This window comes from Flavobacterium sp. AC267 (assembly GCF_979258715.1).
In genome coordinates this window covers 815,191-841,771 of record NZ_OZ409875.1, presented here as the reverse complement: position 1 = coordinate 841,771, position 26,581 = coordinate 815,191, and the positions used below count along the sequence as shown (strand labels likewise).

The window sequence follows — 26,581 nt, the reverse complement described above, 5'->3', positions numbered from 1 at the left end:
GGACTGAAAACTGCGACTGCGACTGAAAACTGAAAACTGCGACTATAATGATGGATGGAATATTAAACTGGAACGTAGATCCTGTTATTTTCTGGATTACAGATAGTTTTCCTTTAAAATATTACGGAGCTCTTTTTGCCAGCGGACTTCTTCTAGGATTTTATATTGTTAGAAATATCTATAAAAAAGAAAATCTTTCGCTGGACAATCTCGATACTTTACTTATTTATGTAATTGTTGGAACCGTTCTTGGCGCGAGATTAGGACATTGCTTTTTTTATGAAGCAGATTATTTTCTAAAACATCCTATAGAAATTCTTTTACCAATCCAGAAAATAAAAGGTTCTTATGAATTTGTGGGCTACCAAGGATTAGCAAGTCACGGGGGTTCAATAGGAGTTATTACAGCAATGATTTTATATTGCCGCAAATATAAAGTAAAATTCTTAGGCCTTTTGGATAAAATGGCAGTTGCAGTTCCTGTAACAGGTACATTTATCAGATTGGGAAATTTTATGAATTCTGAAATCTACGGAAAACCAACCAATGGAAATTGGGGAGTTGTTTTTCAAAGAGATGATTTAATTCCCAGACATCCAACGCAATTGTATGAAGCATTTGCTTATTTATTGATCTTCGGGATTTTGTTTTACATGTACAAATCGGAAAAAATTAGAAATGCACAAGGATTAATCTTTGGAACTTTCTTAACTTTATTATTCTCAGCTCGATTTATAATTGAATTTTTCAAAGAAAATCAAGAGAGTTTTGAAAATAATATGCTGATTAATATGGGGCAGATTTTAAGTATTCCGTTTATTGTAATTGGTTTAGCCTTGATAATTTGGAAAAATAAAAAAGTCACAGTTTACAGTGGCAGTTTACAGTAACTGACTGAAAACTAAAAAAAGTCACAGTTTACAGTCACAGTTTACAGTTTGTAAGACTGAAAACGGCGACTGCGACTGAAAACTAAATAAAAGCAGTATGAAAAACATATTGATTTATATCGTTTTATTATGTTCTGGTTTTGCATTTAGTCAAAACGAGCAGACTGGCTCAATATTACTACGATAAAGGGGATTTCGATAAAGCTAAAATCAGCTACGAAGAACTTTTAAAAAGTGCGCCTTCTAATACGCAGTATTTTTTAAGAACAGTCGATTGTTATCAGCAGTTACAGCAGTTTACAAATGCTGAAAAAGCAATTCAAGACCGTTACAATCGTTATAAACAAGGTGTTTTTTTAGTTGAATTGGGATATAACTTTCAACTGCAGAAAAAATGATTCGAAAGCCAAAAATTATTACGAACAGGCAATTGAAAAAATAAAAACAAATCCGAATGATGTTTACGGAGTTGCAAATTCATTCGAGAAAAAAGTATTGTTGGAATATGCCTTAAAAGCGTACCAAACCGCAATGCAGATTCAGCCGAACTTCAATTTCAATTTTCAAATCGGAATGCTGTACGGACAATTAGGAAAAACCGATCAAATGATCGATTTATTATTGACAGAATCTTTTACAAATCCGCAAAACACCAATCTGATCCAAACGCGACTTTCTCGATTTATGAATGGAGAAACAGATAATACGGCTTTTAAAGATGCAATGCGAAAAGCATTAATTCTTAAAACCCAAAAAGATCAGGACGTTTTCTGGAATCATTATTTAAGCTGGTTTTATGTGCAGCAGAAAGAATTCGGAAAAGCCTTTATTCAAGAAAAAGCAATTTACAAACGGGAGCCCGAATCTTTGATGAGTATCGTCAATCTGAGTCAGTTTGCAATGAATGAAGACGATGATGAAACTGCTGTAGAAATTCTAAATTTTATTCTTCAAAATACCAGAGATTTAGATTTATTGATTCAATCTAACGCCTATTTAATGCAGATTAAGATTGATAATGCTCAGGAAAAAGATTATCCCGCTATCCATCAGGAATTACAGCAGTTACTGGCAACTTACGAAATCAATCCTTTTACCTTATCTTTGCAACTGATTCAAGCGCATTTTCTGGCTTTCAATTTGAAAAAAACAGAAGAAGGAAAGGCAGTTGTCAAAAAGGCTTTAGAATTAAATTTAAACGAATATCAAAAAGCCGACGCCAAAATGGAGCTGGCAGATATTTTACTTTTAGAAGAAAAAATACAATCAGGCACTTATTTATTATTCGCAGATTCAATTGGATTTAAAGAATGATGTAATGGCGCACGAAGCCAGTTTAAAAGCGGCAAAAACCAGTTATTACAAAGGCGATTTTGAATGGGCGAATAAACAGTTTAAAGAATTAAAAGCGACCAATACGCAGTTAATTGCCAACGACGCACTAGAATATTTTCTATTAATTAATGATAACACCGCCGCAGATTCGACTCAAGTCGCTTTGAAGCAGTTTGCAAAAGGAGATTTTTTAATTTATCAGAATAAAAAACAAGACGCCATAACGCAGTTTCAGAATATTTTAAAAACCTTTAAGGGACAAGAAATAGAAGCTGTAACATTATTGCGTTTAGGTAAAGTCTATGAAAGTCAGAAAGATTTTGCTTCGGCTTTAAGCCAATACCAGCAGATTATTGACAATCACAGTGACGGAATCTACGTAGACGAAGCACTATTTTTCTCAGCCGAAATTTACAATGACGAATTGAAAGAGGTAGAAAAAGCAAAACCACTTTATGAAAAGGTAATTTTTAATCATCAAGACAGTATTTACTTTGTCGATGCCAGAAAAAAATACCGCGAATTAAGAGGAGATAAGAATTTGTAGTTTGGTTTAATCGGTTAAACGTTTAACCGAATAAACGATTAAACAATTAGACAAAAAGAATTAGTAATACGATGATTCAATAAAGGATTTAAGAGCCTAAAATAAAAACGTAGAACCTTAGCGCCTTAGAATCTCAGAACTTTAGAAAAAAAATGATTATTTACAACGTTACCACAAACATACACGAAAGCGTTCACGACCAATGGTTAAAATGGATGCAGGAAAAACATATACCAGAAATATTGGCTACCCAAAAATTTTCATCGGCACGAATTGTAAAAGTTTTAGTTGAAGAAGAAATGGGCGGTATTACTTATTCTGTACAATATGTAACCGACAGCAAAGAAACTCTAGATAAGTTTTATATCGAAGATGAACCAGAATTTCACAGAGAAGCTTTAGGTTTATTTGCAGATAAAATGCTTTCTTTTAGAACAGAATTAGAAGTTATTTCGGAACACTAGGTTTTTAGTTTACAGTCACGGTTTTCAGTTTACAATTCAGTTAAAAAAAGTTTATGGAAATAAGATTCCAAACTAAAGAAGAAAGTAATAAAAAACGACAAGAAGAATTTTTAAAGTTGTCAAAAGTTGAAAGATTTTATAACTTTTTACGTCTGAGTGAAAGAATTAGTAAGTTTCCTGTCAAAAACAAAGTAGATAAGAACAAAGATAATTTTCAGATTATAATCGATCGAACAATTAAAAAATAAAGCTTTGTTTCTTTGAGCCTTAGTGGCAAAAAAAAATAAAATAGGCATTGCCTTTACAGCAAAAAGAATACTTTTGCGCCCTCGCGGCAAACAAGAAATAAAATGGAAAAAGTAAAAGCCAAAAAACATTTAGGACAGCACTTTCTTAAAGACGAAAGCATTGCAAAAGCTATTGCCGATACTTTAAGTCTGAAAGGATACGACGAGGTTTTAGAAATAGGACCGGGGATGGGTGTGCTTACTAAGTATTTACTTGAAAAGCCGGTTAACACACACGTTATTGAGATTGATACAGAATCTGTAACGTATCTGGGTGCCAATTATCCAAAATTAAAAGACAAAATTATCTCTCAGGATTTCCTGAAATATAACATAAACGAAGTTTACGAAAACAAACAGTTTGCCATTATTGGTAACTTTCCGTATAATATTTCGACTCAAATTGTTTTCAGAACTTTAGAATTTAAACATCAGATTCCAGAATTTTCAGGAATGTTTCAAAAAGAAGTTGCCGAAAGAATTTGCGAGAAAAAAAGGCTCAAAGGCCTACGGAATATTATCCGTTTTAGCCCAGGCTTTCTATATTACAGAGTATCTGTTTACGGTTGATGAAAACGTTTTTATTCCTCCGCCCAAGGTTAAGTCGGGTGTGATGAGAATGACCCGAAAGGAAGATTACAGTCTTCCTTGCGGCGAAAAGTTGTTTTTTACAGTTGTAAAAACCGCTTTTCAGCAGAGACGAAAAACATTACGTAACAGTTTGAAAACATTAAATTTATCAGACAAATTGCGAGAAGACATTATCTTTGATAAACGTCCAGAGCGACTTAGCGTCGATGAGTTTATTGAACTAACTCTAAAAATAGAAACCGATGGAGTTCAAAGTTAGTAGAGAATTTATACATCAGTTAGAAGATCTTATCAATAAGAAAAACGACAATGAACTTGAAGTTTTGCTTAATGATATGCACCACGCTGATATTGCCGAAATCTTAGACGAATTAGATTTCGATGAGGCAACCTATATCTTTAAGGTTTTAGATAGTGATAAAACAGCCGAAATTCTTCTGGAATTAGAAGAAGATCTGCGTGAAAACATCTTAAGCCGACTTTCGCCAAAAGAAATTGCAGAAGAGCTTGATGAGCTTGAAACGAACGATCTTGCCGATATTATTGCGGAACTTTCGCAAGAAATAAAAGCTGAGGTAATCTCCGAGTTAAATGACGTTGAGCACGCCAAAGATATTGTTGATCTTTTGCGTTACGACGAAAACACGGCTGGTGGTTTGATGGGGAAAGAGCTCGTGAAAGTAAATGAAAACTGGAACGTCTTGACTTGCGTTAAAGAAATGCGAATTCAGGCAGAAAATGTTTCCAGAGTTCATTCTATTTATGTTGTTGATGACGAAAACAGACTAAAAGGGCGACTGTCTCTTAAAGATCTACTGACTTCTTCTACCAAAACTCAGATTGGGGAAGTTTATATCCGAAAATTAAATTTTGTAAATGTTGATACGGAAGATGTTGAAGTCGCGCGTATCATGCAGAAATACGATTTAGAGGCAATTCCGGTTGTTGACGAATTGGGACGTTTGGTTGGAAGAATTACTATCGACGACATTTTGGACGTAATTAAGGAAGAGGCTGATAAAGATTACCAATTAGCGACGGGTATTACACAAGACGTTGAGTCGAATGACAGCGTTTATGAATTGACAAAAGCGCGTCTGCCTTGGCTTTTAATCGGGATGGTGATCGAAATCGTGGCTTCTTTTGTTTTAAAAGGCAATGAAGCAACCTTTCAAAAATATTCGACTTTAATTATTTTTGTGCCTTTGCTTTCTGCTACAGCTGGAAATATCGGGGTTCAGGCTTCGGCAATTGTTGTGCAGGGTTTGGCAAACGGAACATTGAAAGAATTCAGCCGTGCTTATTTTACCAAAGAAATTACCGTTTCGATGATTTCGGGAAGCATTATTTCATTACTGCTTTTAGGCTATCATTCTGTGATGTACCAGCAGTATTTAGTGGGATTTGCTATTTCTATCTCAATGATTGTTGTGATTTTGTTTGCGGCAACTTTAGGAACTTTAGTGCCGCTTTTCTTAAATAAAAATAAAATTGACCCCGCAATTGCGACCGGTCCATTTATCACAACCACAAACGACGTATTCGGAATTATGCTTTACTTCGGAGTGGCCAATTTGATTCTTGGATTTTAGATTTTTGCCACAAATTAGCATTTTACAGTGATTTAAAATCTCTAAAATCTGCGTAATTTACAGGCGGAAAATATACTGTTAATCAGTCATCATAAATTCAAACCAAGAAGAATGAAAGTACACATTATTGGAGGAGGAAACCTTGGGGTTTCTATTGCCTTGGGAATCGCTAAATTTTCAAAAAACAACCAAGTTACCGTTACAAGAAGAAACACAGCAAGTATTCAATATTTAACTGAGTACGGAATTACTGTCTCTAACGATAACAAACATACTATTCAAGAAGCTGATGTCGTAATTTTAACTATAAAACCTTATCAAGTCGATACTGTTTTGGCTGAAATTCTTCCAGTGATTCAAAATAAAACAATTGCTTCGGCTGTAAGCGGATTATCTCTTGATGTGCTTCAGTCGAAAACAAATAATGAATATCCAGTTGTACGTATCATGCCAAATATTGCGGCACAATTTGGAGAATCGGCAACTTGTATTTCTTTTCCTGAAAAGTATAAAGAAAATGCAAGACCAATTGTTGATTTATTCCAAGATCTAGGAACAGCTCCAGTAATTGACGAAAAACTAATGGATGCGGCAACTGTTTTAGGTGCATGCGGTACTGCGTATGCATTGCGTTACATTCGTGCGTCTATGCAGGCAGGAATCGAAATTGGATTTGATTCTCAAACTGCTTTAGCAATTGCGGCACAAACGGTAAAAGGAGTCGCAAAAATGCTTTTAGAGGAAAAAGTACATCCAGAACAATTAATCGACCGTGTAACAACGCCTCAAGGCTGTACAATAGTTGGTTTAAATGAAATGGAACATAACGGTTTCAGTTCCTCTTTAATCAAAGGGATTAAAACTTCTTTGAAACAAATTAAAGGTTAAAATTATTAAAATTCCAAAATATGAAAATTCCAAATTCCAATTTTTAAGTTGGGATTTGGAATTTTTTGGTTTTAATATTGGCGTTTAACGGAGCAATAATCTATTATTAAATTCAGCTCTTTTTCTTTCACGTATTCTGTAAACTTTGTTCTGTGGAAATCCAATCCTAATTCTTCAATTTTTGAACTGTCAATTTTATGATTCTCATTAATAATCCATTTTACAAATAAAAGAGAATCTACACCACGTAGTGCTGGTCCAGTAGTTCTTGCATCAAGTTTATGACAAGCGCCGCAATTTGAATTAAATAGTTCTCTTCCTTTTTCTTGGTCTTTTGAAAAATTAGGTGTGCCATAATATGCAGGAACAGGTATTTGGCAGTACCATTTTGTAGGAGACTCAGATGTTTTTATTTCATGTAAAATTACTCCAACTAAGACGATTATGAGAGAAATTGAGACGAGAAGTATTTTACGAATTCTTTTCACTTGCTGTTCTTAAAGTTGGAATTTGGAATTTATAACTTGGAATTTTATTTTTTAACCAGCAGAATATACTTCAATCCGCATTCTGAAATCTTAGTATACGAATTCATAGCATTGCCATAATTCTGAATAGTTAAAGTGTCTTTCACATATACAGCATCGATGCCAACAGGAATCTCTAACTCTTTTGCAGTAATAGAATCATTTTCCTCTTCGTTGCTAATGTCACCTTCGTATTCGTCCCATGCAATTCCTTCTAAAACAATATACTTTTCACCCGAACTGTTTTTAGAATAAGATGCTTTTCCTTTTAAAGTTCGAACACTTGTTTTAAAAACATATTGATAATCATTTTTAATTTTTGAAATGATTAACGAAAGATTGCATTCTTCAGATGTATATGTTCCTTCAATTTCATCTTTAGAAGTTACTTTTGATACGTTTGTTTCTTCTTTTAAATTTCCTGAAGAAGCTGGATTTTCTGATTTCTGATTACAAGAAATTAGAAAAAAATAAAACGCTGAGAGAATAAAAAATTGAACTTTGCTCATAACTTGTAGATTAAACCGCAGGGTTTTTATTTAAAACATACTTCAAATACACAAAACCCATAAGACCAGCTAAAAATGAGGCAATAAGAATAGCTATTTTAGAAAAAACAATGATTTCTGGGTTTTTAAAGGCAAGAACAGTAATAAAAATTGACATCGTAAAACCAATTCCGCCGAGCATTCCTGCACCTAAAATATGCACCCATTTTAGGTTTTTTGGCAAAATACATAAACCTGCAGTTACTCCGACAGAAGAGAATAGTAAAATTCCAAGTGGTTTACCAATTACAAGTCCAAGGATAATTCCGTAGCTATTAGTATGGCTCAATCCTTCGTGCCAGTTTTCTGTGATAGTTAAGGCAGTATTCGCAACGGCAAATAAAGGCAGTATAAAAAACGCAACAGGCTGATGCAAAAAATGCTGTAATTTGTATGAAGAAGTCTTTTCGCCGCCATCACCAAACGGAATAACAAATGCTAGAATTACACCCGTGATAGTAGCGTGAACTCCCGAGTTGAGCATAAAATACCACATTATAATACCACCAATGATGTATGGAATTAAATTGTGAATTTTCATTCGATTTAAAACAAACAAAGCACACCAAATTCCAAGTGCAATTCCTAGATTTAAAAATGAAATCGAAGTTGTATAGAAAATGGCAATTACGATAATAGCGCCTAAATCATCAATAACAGCCAAAGCCGTTAGAAATACTTTTAATGAAGCAGGAACTTTATTGCCGAGAAGAGATAAAATCCCAATTGCAAAAGCAATATCTGTTGCCATCGGAATTCCGGCTCCGTTTTGAGTAGTTGTTCCGTAATTTAAAACCAAAAAGATCGCGACAGGAACCAGCATACCGCCAAAAGCGACCATGATTGGTAAAGATGCGTTTTTGAAATTAGACAATTCGCCATGATAAATTTCACGTTCCAATTCTAATCCAATCAGCAGAAAAAAAATCGTCATTAAACCGTCATTAATCCAGTCTGTTATAGAATGGCCTGCAATTTCTTTTTCCCAAAATGCTACATACGGAACTTGAAAAGATGAATTTGCCAAGTAAAGAGATAAAATCGTGACAACGAGCAAGATAATTCCTCCTGATTTTTCGTTTTCAAAAAAAGCTTTAAAAGTTTTGGTTAATTTCATTTTAGAAAAGTTCAGAAGATTTAGGAATGACATTTTTTTAAGGCTTGTATTTTCAAAGTTAAAAAAAATATGACCAATAAAAAAGTTTGGTCGCGAAGTCACGAAGACTCAAAGTTTTGTTTTTAGTTATTTGAATTTAATGCAAGGGAAAAAATCCATAAAATCTGCAAAATCTGCGAGAGAAAAATTATGCGTCCAAGTGCTAACGATCATGTTTAGCCACAAAGTCACAAAGGCTCAAAGTTTTGTTTTCGGTTATTTGAATTTAGTGCAAAGGAAAAAATCCATAAAATCCATAAAATCTGCGAGAGAAAAATTATGCGTCTAAGTGCTAACGATCATGTTTGATCGCGAAGTCACAAATGCTCAAAGTTTTGTTTTTAGTTATTTGAATTTAGTGCAAGAGAAAAAATCCATAAAATCTGCAAAATCTGCGAGAGAAAAATTATGCGTCTAAGTGCTAACGATCATGTTTGGCAGAAAAGCAACGACGACTCAAAGTTTTTATTTTATTTAATTCAAGAAAGAAATCTACATTAAAAAAACTTTGTGCCTTTGCGACTTTGCGAGATTAAATTAACCGTATTTTTGTTTATCATAAATCTGAAAAAATAATGAGCATAAAAATTCTTCATATCGACAATAATAATCCAATACTTTGGAATCAATTAGAAGAAGCAGGTTTTGAAAATCATGCCGATTTTAAATCTTCAAAAGAGGAAATAGAAGCAAAAATACAAGACTACAACGGAATCGTAATTCGCAGTCGTTTTAAGATTGATAAGACATTTTTAGACAGTGCAACAAAGTTGCAATTTATCGCAAGAGTCGGCGCTGGCTTGGAAAGTATTGATTGTGAGTATGCTTCTTCAAAAGGAATTCATCTTATTGTCTGCTCCAGAAGGAAATCGCAACGCTGTTGCAGAACATTCACTAGGCGTAATTTTATCTTTATTTAATAACCTAAACCAAGCTGATGCAGAAGTAAAAGCAGGACATTGGAACCGAGAAAGTAATCGTGGTCACGAATTGGATTTAAAAACGGTCGGAATTATTGGGTACGGAAATATGGGAAAAGCTTTTGCTAAAAAACTCAGAGGTTTTGATACAGAAGTTTTATGTTATGACATTTTGGATAATGTCGGTGATGAAAATGCAAAACAGGTTTCGTTAGCCGAATTACAAGAAAAAGCAGATGTTTTAAGCCTTCACCTGCCGTGGACTCCAGAAACCGACAAAATGGTGAATAAAAGTTTTATCGACGCATTTAAGAAGCCGTTTTGGATCATAAATACTTCGCGTGGTAAAAATATAGTCACAGCAGATTTAGTTGAAGCTATGAAGTTAAAAAAGGTATTAGGTGCAGGTTTAGATGTTTTGGAGTATGAGAAACTATCGTTTGAAACGCTTTTTCAGAATGAAAATACTCCAGAAGCATTTCAATATCTGCTGGAAGCAAAGAATGTTTTGCTGACACCTCACATTGCGGGCTGGACTTTTGAAAGTCATGAACGTTTGGCGCAAGTAATTGTAGATAAGATAAAAGCGGTTTATAAAGTATAGATTTGTTTTAGGATTTAAATAGAATCTTTTTCGATTTTAAATTTTATTGAATTAGTTTTATGTGTTAATTTTTAATAATATTGTTTCAGTTTTTAACAAAACATTTTGAATGTTTGAGTTGAATTCCCCAAAAACCAAAAACTAAACTAATATTTAAAAATCCTATGATTATCTACGGAAGAAAAACGGTTCAAAGTACCCTTAAATCTGGAAAATTTGATTGTCCGAATTGCAGAAGACAAGAAAGCTATCAATTAAAAAACTATCAGCTTTATTTTCATATTTTCTTTATTCCATTGCTTAAAATTAAAGATGTAGGCGATGAGTTAAGCTGTTTCTTCTGTAATACAGCTTACATTCCCGGATCGGTTTTGTCTGCGCATGAATACGATACAAGAAATAGAATGGGAAATACTTCGCAAGAAGAAAACAGTGTAATTGGTCTTGTGCCGTGTGACTTTGGAAAAAGAATTGGAGCTTTTGTTATAGATATTGCTCTTTTGTATGCGGTCAACCTAATTCTTATTTATTACATAAAATCTGGACTTGGATTTATTCCTTTAATTGGTTTCGGGTATTTTATGCTCTGCGACTTTTTATTCAAAGGCTCCTCTGTAGGGAAATTAGCGCTGTCTATTAAAACAGTTGATTATAATGAGGGGCAAAATGTACTTCCTTTCTATACGATTATAAGAAATCTAATTAAAGGAATTTGTGTTTTCTTCCCCTTAATTTATTTAGCTTCATTATTGAATCAGGAAAAAAAGAGCGCTTCATGATTTGGTCGCCCAAACGATGGTAGTGGATAAGTAATACATTATTTGTCTTGTCGGATTTGATCTGAGGTTTAACGATTTGTAAACTATATTATTAACTATAAAGGAAATAAAAATGGAGAATACAAAAAGAGAAGATTGGAACAATCCAATACACTATCGAAGAGAAAATAAAAAAGTAATTTCAGCTATTCTGGCAATTCTATTAGGTTATTTGGGAATTCATAAATTCTATCTTGGTTATACCAAAGAAGGTGTGATTCAGCTTCTTTTAGGACTTTTGTTTGGCCTTGGCGGACTAATTGGTATTATCGAAGGAATTATTTACTTGACAAAATCAGACGAAGAGTTTTATCAGACTTATCAAGCTGGTTATAAAGGCTGGTTTTAAGAAAAGTCTATTATATTTTAGAAACCCATTCAGCAATGAGTGGGTTTTTTTATGCTTAAAAATGTCCTTTTCTGATACAATTTGAACTTTTAGGAGCTACTGGCAATTTTCTAAGTGAGTAATCTTGCACTCTGTTAGAGAGAAGTAATGGAGTAACTGAAAATCCATAAGAGTAGGGAATTTATAAAGATTTTTATTATGTTAGAAATGTACAAAAAAGTAGTTTTACAGAACTACGCAAATTTTAAAGGAAGAGCTAGAAGAAGAGAATATTGGATGTTCTTGTTAGTAAATGTAATCATTAGTGCTGTTCTTGGGTTTGTTTTGGGATTAATTTCTCCTAGTTTAGCAATTATTGCAAATATCTATAGTTTGGCAGTTTTGGTTCCAGGAATTGCTGTTGCAATTAGAAGAATGCACGATATTAACAAAGAATGGTGGTTTTTATTTATTCCAATTTATAATATCATTTTACTTGCCACAGAGGGAGAAAAAGGTCCTAATCAATACGGAGCAGATCCAAAAAATCAATTAGAAGATATTAGCGAGATTGGAAAAGATCAAAACTAGTTTTAAATAAAAATTGTAATTAAAAAAAGTCCCATTTGTTTATACAGGTGGGATTTTTTGTAGAGATGAAATATTGTTTGTGTGAGTAATTATACATAAAAAACAAATATTATGGAAAGTATATTGTTTGAAAAAGTAAACAAAAAAGTTAAAGGATGGTGTAAAGGGTTTGCAGATAAGAATAAAGATTTTATGTGCCATAGTCAATATGTTAATATTGAAGAACAATTATCTTCTTTAGATACAAAGAAAACTTATGTTCGTTTATGTAATTCTAAAAATATTTATGAGCGTGAAATGTCTATAGAAAAGACGAAACACGATTATATTCGACTAGGGAGTGGAGCTAAGATGCTTTCGACTTGGTATTGTGCTGATTTTTTAGAAAAGTATCTGTATAACAAAGGTGATTATTCATATTCTTTAAAACAAAGTATGTTGTGGGGTTCAATTGACCCTTTATTGTACTCAGTTGGTAAAAAAGGCAATATTCTTCCCGTCTGGTTTGTAAATGTATATTTGTCAGCTTGTAATTTGTTGATTTTACAAAAAAAAAGATGAAGCAAGGTTATTGTTGCAATATTCATCTCCTGACAAAATTAATTTTAGAATTGAACCTCCGGAATCTGTTTGCCAATTTGTGTCTAATATGTCTTCTGTTTTTTATAATGATAGAATAACTGAATATCAATTTCCTAAACCATTAAATGAAATATATAGTAAATTTTTACAAAATTTAATGTGTAATTCTGAGGATGAAATGAGCAATTCTATAAATCAAGTGTCTGAATTCCACTTAAGCAGAACAAAACAATATCAAGAGTTTGATACCGAAACAAAAATGCTTTTACCTTCGGAAATATTAGCACCGCTTTTATTTAGAAAAAAGAACGGACTAGAAGTAAAAGATATTGAGCATCCGTTAATAAAAGATTTATTTCCAGTAATTGAAAGATTAATTGATGTTGATACAGATCCAATGTTTTTAAAAGTTATGGAGTATGTTTTATAAACCTGATAGCACGGATTTCAAAACCGCGCTAGCGGGATTATAATAATTAATTAAAAAATATGGAAAAAGATAAACTCCAATTAAAAAATTTTGTGAGGATTTACGATGATTTCTTTCGTTTTATTTATACATTAAAAAAAGTAACATATAGTTCAGGAGTGATTTTCTATAAACCATGTACTGATGAGTATTTTGCAGAGGTATTTCCTTTAATAGAAGATGTGTTATTATGGCTTGAACAAGTTGTGGATAGTATAAAGTCACAAGTTCGAGATAAATTGCCTATGAATGCTGATCCATGCATTTTCGAGCGACTTTATATTATTTCTTTTTCATTGTTTTTTAAAGAAAAATGCTATATTCCTAGCGTGCAATTGGCTTATGGAAATGAAGAAGGGGAAACTTATTTGATTGTAATATTACGAAATAAGCAAATAGTTTCAATTGATTTGAATGAATAATTAGAGAAACGTCACATCGATAGCGCAGATTTGTAATCCGTGCCCGTTCCAATATGAAAAAATCAAGAAGACTACTATTTTAGTTCTGCCAGAAACTATGCAGGAGTAGAAAACGATTTAGATGTTGTCGTGTTAGATTTATGTGATATTCTTTGCGGGCACGGATTGCAAATCCGCGCTATCGGGTAAATGGGATTTTTTGCAGGAGAAAAATCTTTTAGTCTGAATAATATAAGTCAATCTGCTAACGCGAGTATCCCGTTCGTGATTCACAAAAACAAGGAGAAAGATTAATAAAATATTTAAAAGTTATGAAAGAAATGTTTGCTAGATGTATTTCTTATGATAAGCAATTAAGGAGTCGGATAGGTGGAAATGCACCAATAATAATCGAAGAACAAATCCCGAATAATTACAAATTTTATGTTACCATAATTCATCCAGAAAAAGAAGATATGATGCTTTCAGTAATTATTCATGAGGACTTTGATACTTTGATAGAAAACAATATTTATCCTTCAATTGAAGTAAAAGTTATAGAGCATAAATTTTCTGAAATTGGAATAAATTCTGAAAAAAGTATTGCAGAGTTAGGTATAAACTCAATAACTAATTATTCTGAAAGCCCACAGGAAGAATTTTTGTTTATTAAAGTAGGAGGTGAGCCACGTTTTATTCAGTGGAACGATTATTATTATAAAGAATTAGAAAATAAAAATTACTCCTATTTTTTACAAATAGATGAAGAAGGTTATGCTGAGAATATGGATTATGTCTTTATGTTTGGTGGGTTGTACTTATACAAGCATAATGAAACAGGAGAAGTTATTGCTGGTTTTTGGCAATATTCTTGAAAATTGCCTCCGCTAGCGCGAGCGTCCCGCTCGTGCCCAAAAAGTTTTTAGTACATAATTAAAAAATCCCATTTGCTTTTTTAAACAAATGGGATTTTTAGCCTTTATATATCAAACAATAATCTTAATCTTCCTTCTCAAATAATTTACGTTCCAATTCAATCTGAAACTCTTCAATAACAGGTTTCATTGTGCTTTCTGGAATATCTGCGATTCTAATGTACATTAAACCGTCTATAGCGTTGTTAAATAAAGGATCGACGTTAAACGCAACAACTCTTGCATTTTGTTTGATGTATTTTTTAATTAAAACCGGTAAACGTAAATTTCCTGGTTCTAATTCATCAATGATTTTGTCGAATTTATTTAAGTCAGATTCTGCTTCGTCGAAGATAAAGTCTTTATCTGCATCTTTTAGTTTTACTTTATATGCTTTTTTCGGGTGGATGTACTGCGCAATATACGGATCGTAATAATTTGATTTCATGAACTCAATCATCAAAGATTTAGAGAAATCTGAGAATTGGTTACTGATACTTACACCGCCAAGCAAATACTTATGTTCAGGATGGCGTAAAGTGGTGTGTATAATACCTTTCCATAATAAGAATAAAGGCATTGGTTTCTGCTGATATTCTTTAACGATAAATGCACGTCCCATTTCGATAGATTTGTGCATCATATCATGTAATTCTGGTTCAAATCTAAAAAGGTCATTTAGGTAAAAACCTTCAATTCCGTATTTTGGATAAATTTCAGAACCCAGTCCCATTCTGTAAGCACCAGCAATTTTTTTGGTTTCATCATCCCATAAAAACATATGGTGATAGTATTGGTCAAATTTATCTAAATCGATAGATTCATTCGTTCCTTCGCCCACTTCACGGAAAGTAATTTCACGTAAACGGCCAATTTCGTGTAAAATATTCGGAACCGCTTTTGCTCTTGCAAAAAAGACTTCGTAGTTTTTGCTTTGTAATAATCGGCAATCACTGTTTCTCAACGCATTTACTTCGTCGATCATTTTTGATTCGTCGACAGGCGTAACGATTTTTTTAGGCGATTTTGGTATTTTTAAACTTGCGGTGTCCAGCAATTTGCTATCCTTTTCAAAAGGATTTGCCAGCATATAAGTTTTCTTTCTTAAGAATTCAGAGTATTCTTCAAAAGATTCAATTTCGTTTTGCTCATTTACAGAGATTGGTTTTCCAATACGAACTTTAATTACACGATCCTTTTGAGTCAAAAGCTCAGAAGGTAGTTTTGCAGTTCGCGACGTGTCATCAATTTTAGAAAGCCAGTAAAATAATTTACTGTTTTTAGCATGAAAATAAATGGGTACAACAGGAACTTTGGCTTTTCTGATTAATTTCAGAGCGCCTTCTTCCCACGGTTTATCCACAACTAATTTTCCATCTTTATAAGTAGAAACTTCTCCGGCAGGGAAAATCCCTAAAGGTTTTCCGTCACTTAAATGACGTAAAGTTTCTTTAATACCAATTACGCTCGATTTAGCATCCTTATGATTTTCAAAAGGGTTAACCGGCATAATATATTTTTTCATAGGAACAATTCTATGTAATAAGAAATTGGCAATGATTTTGAAATTTGGTTCTCTTTCAAGCATTAATTTCAATAATAAAATTCCGTCAATTCCTCCAAGAGGATGGTTAGAAATAGTAATATAGGCACCATCTTTTGGCAGACGCTTTAAATCTTCTTCAGGAATTTCGAATTTGATTTCCATCTCATCTAAAATTCCGTTCAAAAACGCAACATCTTCCAGGTGTTTATTATGGTCGTAAATTTTATTAAGGGTAGAGATCTTAAGAACCTTCATAAGAATCCAGCCAGAAAAGGTACCGAAAACTCCGTACTTTTCAACATTTATTGCCTTTGCAACTTCTTTCGCGGTAACTAAACCCATGTACTACTTTTAATTTATTAGAACAGCGAACAAAGATAACAAAAAAGTCTACTTTTCATTGTTTCCAAGATAAACTTTGCACTTTTTTATTACATTTGAAATCCTTTAAAAAAACACTGATGAAAATTATTTCTTATAATGTAAACGGAATTCGTCTTGCGATAAACAAAGGTTTTGTCGAGTGGTCGCAACAAGCAAATCCTGATGTGATCTGCCTTCAGGAAATAAAAGCTACACAGGATCAGATTCCGGTTGATGATATAACGGCGACTGGCTATCCTTTTCAATACTACTATCCTGCAACAAAAAAAGGATACAGCGGCGTAGCAATTTTGTCTAAAACAAAACCTAATAATATTGTTTTTGGAACTGGAATTCACCATATGGATTTTGAAGGACGAAATCTTCGAGCCGATTTTGACGATGTTTCTGTAATGAGTTTGTACCTTCCGTCTGGAACAAATATCGAAAGGCTGGATCATAAATTTATGTTTATGGATGATTTTCAGACGTACGTTAATGAATTAAAACTTACGATTCCAAACCTGATTATCTGCGGAGATTATAATATTTGCCACGAAGCAATTGATATTCACGATCCTGTTCGTAATAAAACAGTTTCTGGATTTCTTCCTGCAGAACGCGCGTGGTTAGATGGTTTTATGAAATCTGGTTTTATAGATAGTTTCCGTCATTTCAATAAAGATCCGCATCATTATTCTTGGTGGAGTTATCGTGCAGGCGCAAGAGGGAATAACAAAGGCTGGCGTATCGATTATAATTTAGTGAGCGATTCATTGGAAAGCAGATTAAAAAGAGCCGTTATACTTCCAGACGCTGTGCATTCAGATCATTGTCCGGTTTTAGTCGAAATTGACTAAAGTTTGGTATTGTTCTTGTTGAAAAGATTTAAGTTTTAAAATTGATATTGGCATTAAATTTTGAAATTTAAAATTATAAACGCCCCGAAATAAAAACCAATTAAGAAAGATGATTAAAAAAGCCTCCATCGGATTGCTAGTATTAGCCTTGTCCACAACGTCATGTGTTTCGAAGAAAATTTACAATGATTTAGAAACAAAGTATTCAGATTTAAAAAAAGAAAACCGATCTATTGTCGATGAAAATGAAAGTTTGAAGACAGCAAAAAATCAGTTAGAACTCGATCGTGATAAACTGACTAAGGATTTGGCCAGTACAAAAGACGATTTGGCTAAACAAAAAGCCGATCTTGTCGCAGAGCAGAAAAAATATAAAGTATTACAAGATTCATACAATGCTCTAGAGAAAAACAGCAATGATGCTTTAGAGAAAAACATGGCTAAAAACCGTGAATTGCTGGCGCAATTAGAAGCAAAAGGTAAAGCTCTTGCAGAGGAACAAGCTCGTTTAGATAAAACAGCAAGTCGCTTAAACGAACTTGAAGCTATGATTGCGGCAAAAGAAGAAGCAATGCGTAAATTAAAAGAAACTTTATCGAAAGCCTTAAACGGATTTGAAGGTAAAGGTTTAACAGTAGAACAGAAAAATGGAAAAGTATATGTTTCTATGGAAAACAAATTACTTTTTAATTCAGGAAGCTGGGCTGTTGGAACAGAAGGTAGAAAAGCAGTTGTAGAACTTGGAAAAGTTTTAGGAGATAATCCAGATCTTTCGGTTCTTATCGAAGGTCATACAGATGATGATCCGTATGCAGGTTCAGGACCAATTGCAAACAACTGGGATTTGTCTACTAAAAGAGCTACTGCAATTGTAAATATTTTGAGCGAAAATGCCAAAATAAACAAACAAAAATTAACAGCAGCGGGAAGAAGCGAATTTTCTCCATTAGCGAGCAATGCTACTGCAGAAGGAAAAGCGAAAAACCGTAGAATCGAAATCATCTTAACGCCAAGATTAGATGAAATCGCTGAAATGCTTAATAGTATTAATTAAAGGTTCTAAGGTTCTGAGGAACTAAGATGCTAAGATTTTAAAAGGGTTCAAAGTTTTACTTTGGACCCTTTTTTCTTCCTGCAAGGTTTTTAAAATCTTGTAGGTTTGATTCGGCTTATTTAGATTTAAAAGTTATACCAACAAGGTTTTGAAAACTTTGCAGGAACGCCTGCTAATAAACTTAGCGTCTTAGAAACTCAGTCCTTCAAAAAAATCTTGTACTTTTTTTAACCTTTGCCACATTTCGATTTGAATAATCCCTTTGTACCTTTGTTTCTTTGCAACTTTGAACCTTTAAGAAAAAAATGAAATACACAACATTACCCAACACCGACATAAAAGTTAGTAAAATATGCCTTGGAACGATGACTTTCGGGCGACAAAATACAGAAGAAGAAGGGCACGCTCAAATGGATTATGCTCTTGAAAGGGGAGTGAATTTTTTGATACCGCAGAAATGTATTCCGTTCCTGCGAGTGAGGCTACATACGGAAGTACAGAAAAAATTATTGGAACCTGGTTTAAAAAATCAGGAAATAGAGATAAAGTAATTTTAGCATCAAAAATTGCGGGTCCAAACGCGAATTTTGGATACATGCGTGAGAAGGTGGATTTTTCGCCTGCGAGTATAAAATATGCGGTTGAAAACAGCTTAAAAAGACTTCAGACAGATTATATAGATTTGTATCAAATGCACTGGCCGGAAAGAAAAACGAATAATTTCGGACAGCGTGCTTTTCACGGACACGATGATGTTTGGGAAGATAATTTTAGAGAAATCCTTGAAACGTTTGGCGGATTAGTCAAAGAAGGTAAAATCAAACATATTGGAGTTTCAAATGAAAATGCTTGGGGAATGATGCGTCTTTTGGAAGAAAGCAAATACAACAATCTGCCAAGAATCAAAACCGTTCAAAATCCGTATTCTTTGTTGAATCGTTTGTTTGAAGTAAGTTCTGCCGAAGTTTCGAAATATGAAAATGTTGGTTTGTTAGGATATTCACCTTTAGCATTTGGAGTTCTTACAGGTAAATTCTTAACGGGTGAAAGTCATCCAAAAGCGAGAGTTAATCTTTTTCCGCAATATACACGTTACAAAAGCGAACAATGTACGCAAGCAACAAAATTGTATCAGGACATCGCTAAAAAACATGGTTTAACGTTAACCGAATTGGCAATGGGATTTGTACTGCAGCGACCATTCTTGACAAGTTCAATTATTGGAGCTACCACTTTAGAACAATTAAAAGAAAATATCGATACAATTGATGTCGTTCTTTCTAAAGAAATCCTTGCAGAAATTGATGCTGTTCAAGCAATTATTCCTGATCCGGCGCCGTAATTGAGGGCAGGCTTTCTAGAAGATCAAGTCAGAAGGCAGGATAAAAAATTCCCGATGCACTTTGTATCGGGAATTTTTTTAAGTACTGGAATTTATAAATTTAAGCTCTGATCTTTAGGAAATCTGACTTTATAACTCATTCTGATTTTCTTGGTTTCACTTGGTTTTAGGTCAAATTGCCAAGTTAATATTCCTGTTTCTGTGTTCACCTTTGCGCTGTCGCTTTGCAATAGTTCAACCTCTATTTCTTTATTCGTGCTTAAAGGATATTGATCTTTCAATAACAATTCGACAATCTCTTTTTTATTGTTTCGGACAATTATGTCATATGTAAAAACTTGTTCTTTTTTTGAGGAGAAAAACTTAGTTCCTGATTTATCAGCAACTTTTTCGCGTTTAATAGAAACTTTTTTATCGCGACCCATGCTTAAATTGAGAGTGTCGCTTGTTTGATTTGGCTCTATAAAAGTTTTACCAACATACATACCTTCAAAAATAATATTGGCCTCGCCTCTTAGTAAATTGTATTTGCTGTAATCTGCAATTTCTGCTAAAAGGAAAGCTTCGTTTTCTGCTTTTGGTACAGCATAATATTTATAAGTTGCCGGGAGTTTTATTTCTTTTAGTGAAACACTGTGTATTTTTCCATTTGATAATATGTCATAAGGAATATCAATATCAAAAGAAACATTAAGCTGGTTTTCCTCAACAGTTGTGTAATTTGAAATAGATGATTCGGTCATAACTGGAGATGGAACAGGTGTTGCTTTTTCGACAACCTCATCATTAGTTTTTCTCATTGCTTGCAGATAAACTTTGTAACTGATTCATCCGGTTTTTTTGATTATAACCAAGGTTTGTTGGTACATAGTTTCTCAAAAACCATGAACTAAGCATTGGCGCTTGATTGTTTTGGTTGGGCAGTCCACTTGATAGCGTAAGTTTAACTTTTTTCCAGTCGATACCCGTATTCTGAATAACCTGAGCTTTGTACATCATATTTATTGATGATGATACTCCATCACTTCGTAAATCGTAAAAAGGCACCCAGGCGGCATCATTAGTTAAGTATGAAATATCCAAGGGAACTACACCCGCGGTAGTATTCATAATCTGAATAATTAATTTACCAGATGATGTCTTTTCTTCCTTTCCTTCATTTATTTGTAGTTTGTTTTGAAGTTTATATAGCGACTCATTTAATTTTTGCTCTTTTTCGTTAAGGTTGTTAATGTTATTGGCAATCTCGATTTGTTTATTTTTATAATAATCAACCATTTTTATTAATTCGGTTACATTTAAACCTGAGTTTACGCCTGAAATTTGTTGGTTTTTGTCTAAAAGCTCAATCGTTTTGGTTTCAGAATTAATTATATTTTGAACTTTCAGAATTTCTTTTTGAACCAAAGAAATGCTGTCCCTTACGCGTTTCAACTCTGGAGATTTTGTGTCAGATTCGTATTCTGATATGTAATTATTCGTAAACTGTACAGATAATACTGTAACATTTGATGGTGCACCAATCTGTATAGAACTTTCGTTTAGTGATGCTTGCGACATTTTTTATCACAATTTCAGTTGTTCCTGCTGGTAAGGTTACTGTCGCGGTCTGCGAAATTTCGGCGGCATTAAAGTATACTGTTGCTGATTTTACTTTAGCTGTTGTAAAAATTGGTTTTTGAGCTAATGCAAAAACACAAAATAGCAATAAAACAGATGTAGCTTCTTTTTTTTCATGATTAATTATTTTTTTTGCAAGATATAGATTACAAATATCAATAATTTTAGATGGATTATGACATGTTTGATACAAAGATTTCACTTGTTATGGAATATTTTAAAAAAAGCGCTGTATAACTCTAGATATACAGCGCTTTTTTTATGGGAATAAAAACGATTACAAATCAAATTCCTCTTCAATAGACAATAACGAATCATTTTTAATCGCAGTAGAATCTGGAACTTTAATTTTAATTAAAGATCGGGCGTTTCCTGAAATATAAACCGGCAATAAACCAATCGTATCCTCAGGAACCAAAAGACCGCGACGGAACATTAGGTTCTTTAGGAATTTCTGATTTTTTAATAGCATAATCTTTGAGATTGCCTTGGTCATTAAACTGATACATGAATTTTCTTGGTTTCGGAATAATCGTTGCCAAGTACAAACATTCGTCAACGTTTAAAGCCGAAGGACTTTTTTGGAAATAAAAATGACTCGCTTCACCAATTCCGTATACATTTGGTCCCCATTCGATAATATTGAAATAAACCTCTAGCATTCTTTCTTTGCTTACAATTCGGTTATTTTCTAAAATGTAAACCAATAAAATTTCTTCAAGCTTTCGCGAAAGCGTTTTTTCACGAGTCAAAAAGACATTCTTTATCAATTGCATACTGATTGTGCTGGCACCGCGAGAGAATTTTCTGGTTCTGATGTTTTTTAGAATCGATTGTTTGAAAGCTTCATTAATAAAGCCGCGATGTGAAAAGAATGACGGATCTTCTGTTGTTAAAACAGATTTTCTTAAGTAAGGGGAAATCTGGTCTAAAGGCGTATAATTCGGATTTGCATTTCCGACCAAAACAGGGCGCCGCAATACATTTTGAATAATCGCGCGGTATACAAATTCGCTATTTAATTTATTTAAATCGGCTTCGCCGTATTTGGTAATTCTTAAATCTTCCTTATTGAGTTTGCTGTCGAAAACAAGTGTATTAGGTTTGTTTTTGTTGAACTTGAAATCCAGTTTATAATTGAAATTTCCAGTTGCCTGCATTCCTTGAAAATGAGTAAATAAACCGTCTGGAAGCGAAACGATAAAATCCTGAGCTTTCATTTTCGGAATATCCATTTTTAAAGTATAAACCGTATCTTTTTCAGTATCATAAGAAATGTAAGGACGTACTTTAATTTTATTTAACTGCATTGTTGAAGTGCTGTCGATAGAAATAAAACTATCTCCCAATAAAAAGCGGTAATCAAAACGCGCATTTTTTATAACCACATCTTTACTCGCAATTTTTGGATGGTTGATTTTAAGATTCGCGATAGAAGTATAGCCGTCAATATGCAGTTCACTGCCGCTTTTATCAATGTTTTGAACATTTAATCGAATCGAATCAAAACTTGCTTTTAAGTTATAACGCTGGTCCAGATAAGGAACGCGGATTGCGCCAGTGTCTAAATTGAAAAATCGGATATCGGCTTTTTTATTTCTTGGATCTGCAAAACCTTTTATGTTCCAGCGCTGGTCAAAATCTTTTGCCTGTACATGCAGGTTGGTTTCTAGTTGTTTGTTGTTTAAAACTAATTTATTTACATCGACCGATGTTTGTTTTCCATTATCATCGATTTTGAATTTGAAGTTTTTCAAATCCATATCGGTCGGAACCAAATTCAAGAGTTTAGAAATGATTCTATAAGCAAAAGTACCATACTTACGTTTTTCGTTTGACTCTGATTCTTCTCGGTCTCTCTTCAAGAAAGCATCAAAATTTCGTTTTTTGCCTTTTTTGACCAATTGAATGTAACCATTATCAATTTTTAAAGTACCGACTTGAACATCGCCTATCAATAAACTGCTTAAACTTATGCTGGTTTCTACGTTTTTAATTTTGCATAATGTGTCCGCATTTATCGGTGCCAAAACCACATCTGTCAAATGTATAGTAGACAAGCCATCAAACGAAGCCGATTTTACAGAAAAATTACTGTTATATTCAACAGCCATTTTATGGGTTACTTTTGCAATTGCCTGCTTTAAAAGTGAATTTCGGAAATAATACAATCCGATGCAAAGCAAAACCAATACTACTCCTAGTATTTTTAATGCTTTGTATATTTTTTGTTTTGGAAAATTCATAGTGGTATTTTTATCAGAAATCAACCAAAAAGAATGCTGGCGACATCTTCTATTTTTGCTACAAGTTCAATTTTAATTCCCGTGTTTTTTAAAGCAATTTTATTGTATTTAGAAACAAAGATAGTATCAAAACCTAGTTTTTCGGCTTCCTGAATGCGTTGGTCTACACGATTTACAGGACGAATTTCGCCAGAAAGCCCAACTTCCCCGGCAAAGCAGAAACCTTTTCCAACAGGAATATCTTCATTAGATGAAAGAATGGCGGCTACAACTGCCAAATCAATTGCTGGATCATCAACAGAAATTCCTCCGGTAACGTTTAAGAAAACGTCTTTTGCTCCTAAACGAAATCCTGCTCTTTTTTCTAAAACAGCCAAAATCATATTTAGTCTTTTAGCATTATAGCCAGTTGTGCTTCGTTGTGGTGTTCCGTAAACTGCAGTACTTACCAACGATTGTATTTCGATCATTAACGGACGCATACCTTCAAGAGTTGTGGCAATTGCGGTTCCAGATAACTCCTCGTCTTTATGGGAGATCAAAATTTCAGAGGGATTGCTGACTTCTCGCAAACCACTTCCGAGCATTTCGTAGATTCCAAGTTCTGATGTAGAACCGAACCGATTTTTTAAAGAACGTAAAATTCTATAAATATGATTTCGATCGCCTTCAAACTGAAGAACCGTATCTACCATATGCTCCAAAATTTTGGGACCAGCAATGTTTCCATCCTTAGTAATGTGACCAATTAAGATTACAGGAATATTACTTTCTTTGGCAAATTTGATAAGTTCGGCAGTTGTTTCTCTAATTTGAGAAATACTTCCGGCTGTCGATTCGATATAGTCGGTATGCAGAGTCTGAATCGAGTCAATGATGACGACTTCAGGTTGAATGGTTTCAATCTGTTTGAAAATATTCTGCGTCTTAGTTTCCGTCAAAATATAGCAGTTGTCGCTATTTGGTGTTATTCTTTCGGCGCGCATTTTTATCTGTTTCTGACTTTCTTCTCCAGAAACGTATAATGTTTTATAAGGTAATTTTAGAGAAACCTGAAGCAAAAGCGTACTTTTTCCTATTCCAGGTTCTCCTCCTAAAAGTGTCAAAGATCCAGGGACAAGACCGTCGCCTAAAACGCGATTTAATTCGCCGTCAGTTGTATCCATGCGAACTTCCTGAGCAGAATCAATTTCGTTTATTTTTAAAGGTCTTGGCGCTTTGCCGGCTGGAGTAGATTCACTCTTCCAAGCCACTTTTTCTTGTTTTTGAATAATTTCTTCGGCAACCGTATTCCATTCTTTGCAGGCATTGCATTGTCCCTGCCATTTGGAATATTGCGTTCCGCAGTTTTGACAAAAAAAGGAAGTTTTAACTTTTGACATTATTTACTTTTTTTTCGAAAGTGTATTCATTTCGTCGATTTTCTCATACATCAAATCTTTGTTCAAATCTCCAATCGGCTCCATTTGCGAAGCGTTTTGGTATTTTTTTGAAGCATGTTTAGGATCGCCTTGTTTTTCATACATTAATCCTAGTTCATATTCTCCCAGCATAGCTTTTGGATAATTTACATTTCCTATTTCGGCCATTTTGCCTAACTCGCTGTAAGCATTATTTCTTAAAATAATATTTTCTATAACTTTAAAATCACTCATACGAACTGGAATTTGTACTCCCAGAACTTTTGACATTTCATTGTATTTGTTCTCCAGATATTCTGCATAACCAGATTGAAGAACGGCAATTTTATTGTTGTACTCGGCAGAATTTATTGGTCTGTAAACTTCAAAAATCTGATAAAGCGCACTTGGAATAGAATGCAGTACTTCTGTATAATGTGTTGTGCCTTTAAATAATTCGTATTTGTAATTTACTAACGGATTATTTGCGATTTTAATATTGCTGTCTAATTTTTCTATTGGTTCTTTTATTTTTTTAATATCGCCTTCAGAAGCAGATAGATAATAAAAGATAGGCTCTTTAATTTTGGCAAATTTTTCAGGAATACGAACTTCCATTTTTGGCGCTAATTCTGGACTGAAACAGATATAAGCATTGAAAATTGGATTTTCTTTGTATAAATAAAAATTGGCAAAACTTGCTGTTAAATCATGTCCGGCAATAATCCTGAAAGGAGAAGTGCGGTATTTTTTTTCAATGTATGGAATTAATTCTGCTCCAATAAATTCAAAAAACTGCGCCCCTTTTTCAAAAGGAAGTCCGTTGTTCTGGTCGATTGTTGTGTCGTCAAAACGTTCACCGTCTTTGTTTTGGTGAATTCCGATAATAATCATTTCTGGAATATCATCCCAATAAGAACCATAACTTACCGCTCCAGAAAACGGATCAAATAAGTAATCTCCATCTAATAAATAAAGAACAGGATATTTTTTGTCTTTGCTCGCCTCGTAAGAAGCAGGAAGTCCAATCGTAATTCTACGTTCTTCTCCCAGTTTTTCCGATTTAATATTATCAAACGTTTTTTGGGCAAAAGACGAGATTGAAATTAAAATCGCTAGTAGGTAAACTTTCTTCATGATTTGTGGCATTTCAGTGAATTAAAAAGTATTAAAAATAGTGTAGCAATATACTATTTTATTTGCTTCTTTGTTAAGCAGGTTTAAATTTGAAGCACAGTGTTTTAGAGTCAAAATCATTTCTGATTGAGACAAAAGAGGAGGTTTTTGTGCAAAATAACTTTTGACAAATAAGGGAAATTCTAAGAAAAAAGAAAAGATTAAGTCAGCGAATTGTCATTTTCGTTAGGGAAAATAATCCAAGGCTTGAAAGTTTTAGCTTCTTCAAATTCTAAGGTAGCATAAGAAATGATAATGATGATATCATCTTTTTGAACTTTTCTTGTCGCAGGACCATTCAAAGTGATTTCGCCTGAATTTTTTTCACCTTTAATAGCGTAAGTTTCAAAACGCTCGCCATTATTAATATTTACGATAGATACTTTTTCGCCTTCAATAATGTTTGAAGCCTCTAGTAAAGTTTCATCAATAGTAATACTGCCAATATAATTTAAATCGGCACCCGTTACTTTAACGCGATGAATTTTTGATTTTATAACTTGAATTTGCATGCTCGCAAAG

Annotated in this window: 20 protein-coding genes and 7 pseudogenes; 18 read left to right on the top strand and 9 right to left on the bottom strand. The window is 33.5% G+C overall.

Translation table 11 applies throughout. The features are described 5' to 3' along the window. Positions 1-47: 47 nt before the first annotated feature. From lgt to proC, 7 genes and pseudogenes are all read left to right on the top strand, one after another. Positions 48-890, top strand: coding sequence for a prolipoprotein diacylglyceryl transferase (gene lgt, locus ACZZ95_RS04445; protein ID WP_463468164.1), 843 nt, complete (start codon positions 48-50; stop codon positions 888-890). A gap of 97 nt (positions 891-987) precedes the next feature. After that, positions 988-2,772, top strand: a pseudogene (locus ACZZ95_RS04440) (tetratricopeptide repeat protein). 152 nt (positions 2,773-2,924) lie between these two features. Beyond that, positions 2,925-3,236 (top strand): DUF4286 family protein, encoded by a 312-nt coding sequence (locus ACZZ95_RS04435; protein WP_095952990.1) that lies wholly within the window; start codon positions 2,925-2,927, stop codon positions 3,234-3,236. Positions 3,237-3,289: 53 nt separating this feature from the next. Then, on the top strand, positions 3,290-3,484 hold the full coding sequence (locus ACZZ95_RS04430; protein WP_463468163.1) for a hypothetical protein: 195 nt from the start codon (positions 3,290-3,292) through the stop codon (positions 3,482-3,484). A gap of 102 nt (positions 3,485-3,586) precedes the next feature. Beyond that, positions 3,587-4,373: pseudogene (gene rsmA, locus ACZZ95_RS04425) on the top strand (16S rRNA (adenine(1518)-N(6)/adenine(1519)-N(6))-dimethyltransferase RsmA). Next, positions 4,357-5,706, top strand: a complete 1,350-nt coding sequence (mgtE, locus tag ACZZ95_RS04420; protein ID WP_463468162.1) for a magnesium transporter — start codon at positions 4,357-4,359, stop codon at positions 5,704-5,706. Before rsmA ends, mgtE begins: the two are co-directional and overlap by 17 nt. Positions 5,707-5,817: 111 nt before the next feature. Further along, positions 5,818-6,594 (top strand): pyrroline-5-carboxylate reductase, encoded by a 777-nt coding sequence (gene proC / locus ACZZ95_RS04415; RefSeq protein ID WP_463468161.1) that lies wholly within the window; start codon positions 5,818-5,820, stop codon positions 6,592-6,594. A 71-nt stretch (positions 6,595-6,665) separates the two neighbouring features. On the opposite strand, the pseudogene ACZZ95_RS04410 reads toward proC, so the two are convergent. The 3 genes and pseudogenes from ACZZ95_RS04410 to nhaA all read right to left on the bottom strand — a co-directional run. After that, positions 6,666-6,926, bottom strand: a pseudogene (locus ACZZ95_RS04410) (c-type cytochrome); the annotation flags it as partial. Positions 6,927-7,126: 200 nt separating this feature from the next. After that, positions 7,127-7,630, bottom strand: coding sequence for a hypothetical protein (locus ACZZ95_RS04405; RefSeq protein ID WP_463468160.1), 504 nt, complete (start codon positions 7,628-7,630; stop codon positions 7,127-7,129). A gap of 10 nt (positions 7,631-7,640) precedes the next feature. Then, entirely contained in the window at positions 7,641-8,786 is a 1,146-nt protein-coding gene (nhaA, locus tag ACZZ95_RS04400; protein ID WP_463468159.1) for a Na+/H+ antiporter NhaA, read from the bottom strand. A 614-nt stretch (positions 8,787-9,400) separates the two neighbouring features. Here nhaA and ACZZ95_RS04395 point away from each other — a divergent pair. The 8 genes and pseudogenes from ACZZ95_RS04395 (at position 9,401) to ACZZ95_RS04360 (ending at position 14,413) form a co-directional block, all read left to right on the top strand. Then, positions 9,401-10,349 (top strand): annotated as a pseudogene (locus ACZZ95_RS04395) (2-hydroxyacid dehydrogenase). Positions 10,350-10,513: 164 nt separating this feature from the next. After that, positions 10,514-11,128, top strand: coding sequence for an RDD family protein (locus ACZZ95_RS04390; protein ID WP_463468158.1), 615 nt, complete (start codon positions 10,514-10,516; stop codon positions 11,126-11,128). A 112-nt stretch (positions 11,129-11,240) separates the two neighbouring features. After that, positions 11,241-11,516, top strand: coding sequence for a TM2 domain-containing protein (locus ACZZ95_RS04385; RefSeq protein WP_095952998.1), 276 nt, complete (start codon positions 11,241-11,243; stop codon positions 11,514-11,516). Positions 11,517-11,723: 207 nt separating this feature from the next. Next, entirely contained in the window at positions 11,724-12,086 is a 363-nt protein-coding gene (locus tag ACZZ95_RS04380; protein WP_463468157.1) for a DUF805 domain-containing protein, read from the top strand. 111 nt (positions 12,087-12,197) lie between these two features. Further along, complete coding sequence (locus ACZZ95_RS04375) at positions 12,198-12,647, top strand: hypothetical protein (RefSeq protein ID WP_463468156.1); 450 nt, start codon at positions 12,198-12,200, stop codon at positions 12,645-12,647. Positions 12,648-12,825: 178 nt separating this feature from the next. Beyond that, positions 12,826-13,098 carry a hypothetical protein gene (locus ACZZ95_RS04370; RefSeq protein ID WP_463468155.1) on the top strand — a complete coding sequence of 91 codons (273 nt, stop codon included), beginning with the start codon at positions 12,826-12,828 and terminating at the stop codon, positions 13,096-13,098. Positions 13,099-13,157: 59 nt separating this feature from the next. Next, positions 13,158-13,559 carry a hypothetical protein gene (locus ACZZ95_RS04365; protein WP_463468154.1) on the top strand — a complete coding sequence of 134 codons (402 nt, stop codon included), beginning with the start codon at positions 13,158-13,160 and terminating at the stop codon, positions 13,557-13,559. Between the two features lie 311 nt (positions 13,560-13,870). Further along, positions 13,871-14,413: a hypothetical protein gene (locus tag ACZZ95_RS04360; protein WP_463468153.1), complete on the top strand. Its 543-nt coding sequence runs from the start codon at positions 13,871-13,873 to the stop codon at positions 14,411-14,413. A gap of 124 nt (positions 14,414-14,537) precedes the next feature. On the opposite strand, the gene ACZZ95_RS04355 is transcribed toward ACZZ95_RS04360, so the two are convergent. Continuing rightward, positions 14,538-16,340, bottom strand: a complete 1,803-nt coding sequence (locus ACZZ95_RS04355) for a GNAT family N-acyltransferase (protein ID WP_463468152.1) — start codon at positions 16,338-16,340, stop codon at positions 14,538-14,540. A gap of 119 nt (positions 16,341-16,459) precedes the next feature. On the opposite strand from ACZZ95_RS04355, the gene ACZZ95_RS04350 reads away from it, so the two are divergent. The 3 genes and pseudogenes from ACZZ95_RS04350 to ACZZ95_RS04340 all read left to right on the top strand — a co-directional run bounded on the left by ACZZ95_RS04350 (position 16,460) and on the right by ACZZ95_RS04340 (position 19,617). Next, positions 16,460-17,221 (top strand): exodeoxyribonuclease III, encoded by a 762-nt coding sequence (locus ACZZ95_RS04350; protein ID WP_463468151.1) that lies wholly within the window; start codon positions 16,460-16,462, stop codon positions 17,219-17,221. A 109-nt stretch (positions 17,222-17,330) separates the two neighbouring features. Then, positions 17,331-18,275, top strand: coding sequence for an OmpA family protein (locus ACZZ95_RS04345; protein WP_463468150.1), 945 nt, complete (start codon positions 17,331-17,333; stop codon positions 18,273-18,275). A 305-nt stretch (positions 18,276-18,580) separates the two neighbouring features. Continuing rightward, positions 18,581-19,617 (top strand): annotated as a pseudogene (locus ACZZ95_RS04340) (aldo/keto reductase). Positions 19,618-19,709: 92 nt separating this feature from the next. Here ACZZ95_RS04340 and ACZZ95_RS04335 read toward each other — a convergent pair. From ACZZ95_RS04335 to panD, 5 genes and pseudogenes are all read right to left on the bottom strand, one after another. After that, positions 19,710-21,361, bottom strand: a pseudogene (locus ACZZ95_RS04335) (DUF4139 domain-containing protein). 153 nt (positions 21,362-21,514) lie between these two features. Further along, positions 21,515-23,483: pseudogene (locus ACZZ95_RS04330) on the bottom strand (transglycosylase domain-containing protein). A 20-nt stretch (positions 23,484-23,503) separates the two neighbouring features. Then, complete coding sequence (gene radA / locus ACZZ95_RS04325; protein ID WP_463468149.1) at positions 23,504-24,865, bottom strand: DNA repair protein RadA; 1,362 nt, start codon at positions 24,863-24,865, stop codon at positions 23,504-23,506. A 3-nt stretch (positions 24,866-24,868) separates the two neighbouring features. Further along, positions 24,869-26,020, bottom strand: a complete 1,152-nt coding sequence (locus ACZZ95_RS04320; protein ID WP_463468148.1) for an alpha/beta hydrolase — start codon at positions 26,018-26,020, stop codon at positions 24,869-24,871. 200 nt (positions 26,021-26,220) lie between these two features. After that, the gene (gene panD / locus ACZZ95_RS04315) at positions 26,221-26,571 is read right to left on the bottom strand and encodes an aspartate 1-decarboxylase (RefSeq protein WP_463468147.1); all 351 of its coding nucleotides are present in this window, start codon (positions 26,569-26,571) and stop codon (positions 26,221-26,223) included. Positions 26,572-26,581: the final 10 nt, after the last annotated feature.

Excerpts from the sequence above, each read along its gene's own strand:
- ACZZ95_RS04380 (WP_463468157.1), top strand. The coding sequence starts at position 11,724 with ATGTACAAAAAAGTAGTTTTACAGAACTACGCAAATTTTAAAGGAAGA.
- ACZZ95_RS04355 (WP_463468152.1), bottom strand. The coding sequence starts at position 16,340 with ATGGGTTTAGTTACCGCGAAAGAAGTTGCAAAGGCAATAAATGTTGAA.
- ACZZ95_RS04375 (WP_463468156.1), top strand. The coding sequence starts at position 12,198 with ATGGAAAGTATATTGTTTGAAAAAGTAAACAAAAAAGTTAAAGGATGG.
- proC (WP_463468161.1), top strand. The coding sequence starts at position 5,818 with ATGAAAGTACACATTATTGGAGGAGGAAACCTTGGGGTTTCTATTGCC.
- ACZZ95_RS04385 (WP_095952998.1), top strand. The coding sequence starts at position 11,241 with ATGGAGAATACAAAAAGAGAAGATTGGAACAATCCAATACACTATCGA.
- ACZZ95_RS04360 (WP_463468153.1), top strand. The coding sequence starts at position 13,871 with ATGAAAGAAATGTTTGCTAGATGTATTTCTTATGATAAGCAATTAAGG.
- ACZZ95_RS04365 (WP_463468154.1), top strand. The coding sequence starts at position 13,158 with ATGGAAAAAGATAAACTCCAATTAAAAAATTTTGTGAGGATTTACGAT.
- ACZZ95_RS04350 (WP_463468151.1), top strand. The coding sequence starts at position 16,460 with ATGAAAATTATTTCTTATAATGTAAACGGAATTCGTCTTGCGATAAAC.
- panD (WP_463468147.1), bottom strand. The coding sequence starts at position 26,571 with ATGCAAATTCAAGTTATAAAATCAAAAATTCATCGCGTTAAAGTAACG.
- ACZZ95_RS04370 (WP_463468155.1), top strand. The coding sequence starts at position 12,826 with ATGTGTAATTCTGAGGATGAAATGAGCAATTCTATAAATCAAGTGTCT.
- ACZZ95_RS04320 (WP_463468148.1), bottom strand. The coding sequence starts at position 26,020 with ATGAAGAAAGTTTACCTACTAGCGATTTTAATTTCAATCTCGTCTTTT.
- mgtE (WP_463468162.1), top strand. The coding sequence starts at position 4,357 with ATGGAGTTCAAAGTTAGTAGAGAATTTATACATCAGTTAGAAGATCTT.
- ACZZ95_RS04405 (WP_463468160.1), bottom strand. The coding sequence starts at position 7,630 with ATGAGCAAAGTTCAATTTTTTATTCTCTCAGCGTTTTATTTTTTTCTA.
- nhaA (WP_463468159.1), bottom strand. The coding sequence starts at position 8,786 with ATGAAATTAACCAAAACTTTTAAAGCTTTTTTTGAAAACGAAAAATCA.
- ACZZ95_RS04435 (WP_095952990.1), top strand. The coding sequence starts at position 2,925 with ATGATTATTTACAACGTTACCACAAACATACACGAAAGCGTTCACGAC.
- lgt (WP_463468164.1), top strand. The coding sequence starts at position 48 with ATGATGGATGGAATATTAAACTGGAACGTAGATCCTGTTATTTTCTGG.
- ACZZ95_RS04390 (WP_463468158.1), top strand. The coding sequence starts at position 10,514 with ATGATTATCTACGGAAGAAAAACGGTTCAAAGTACCCTTAAATCTGGA.
- ACZZ95_RS04345 (WP_463468150.1), top strand. The coding sequence starts at position 17,331 with ATGATTAAAAAAGCCTCCATCGGATTGCTAGTATTAGCCTTGTCCACA.
- ACZZ95_RS04430 (WP_463468163.1), top strand. The coding sequence starts at position 3,290 with ATGGAAATAAGATTCCAAACTAAAGAAGAAAGTAATAAAAAACGACAA.
- radA (WP_463468149.1), bottom strand. The coding sequence starts at position 24,865 with ATGTCAAAAGTTAAAACTTCCTTTTTTTGTCAAAACTGCGGAACGCAA.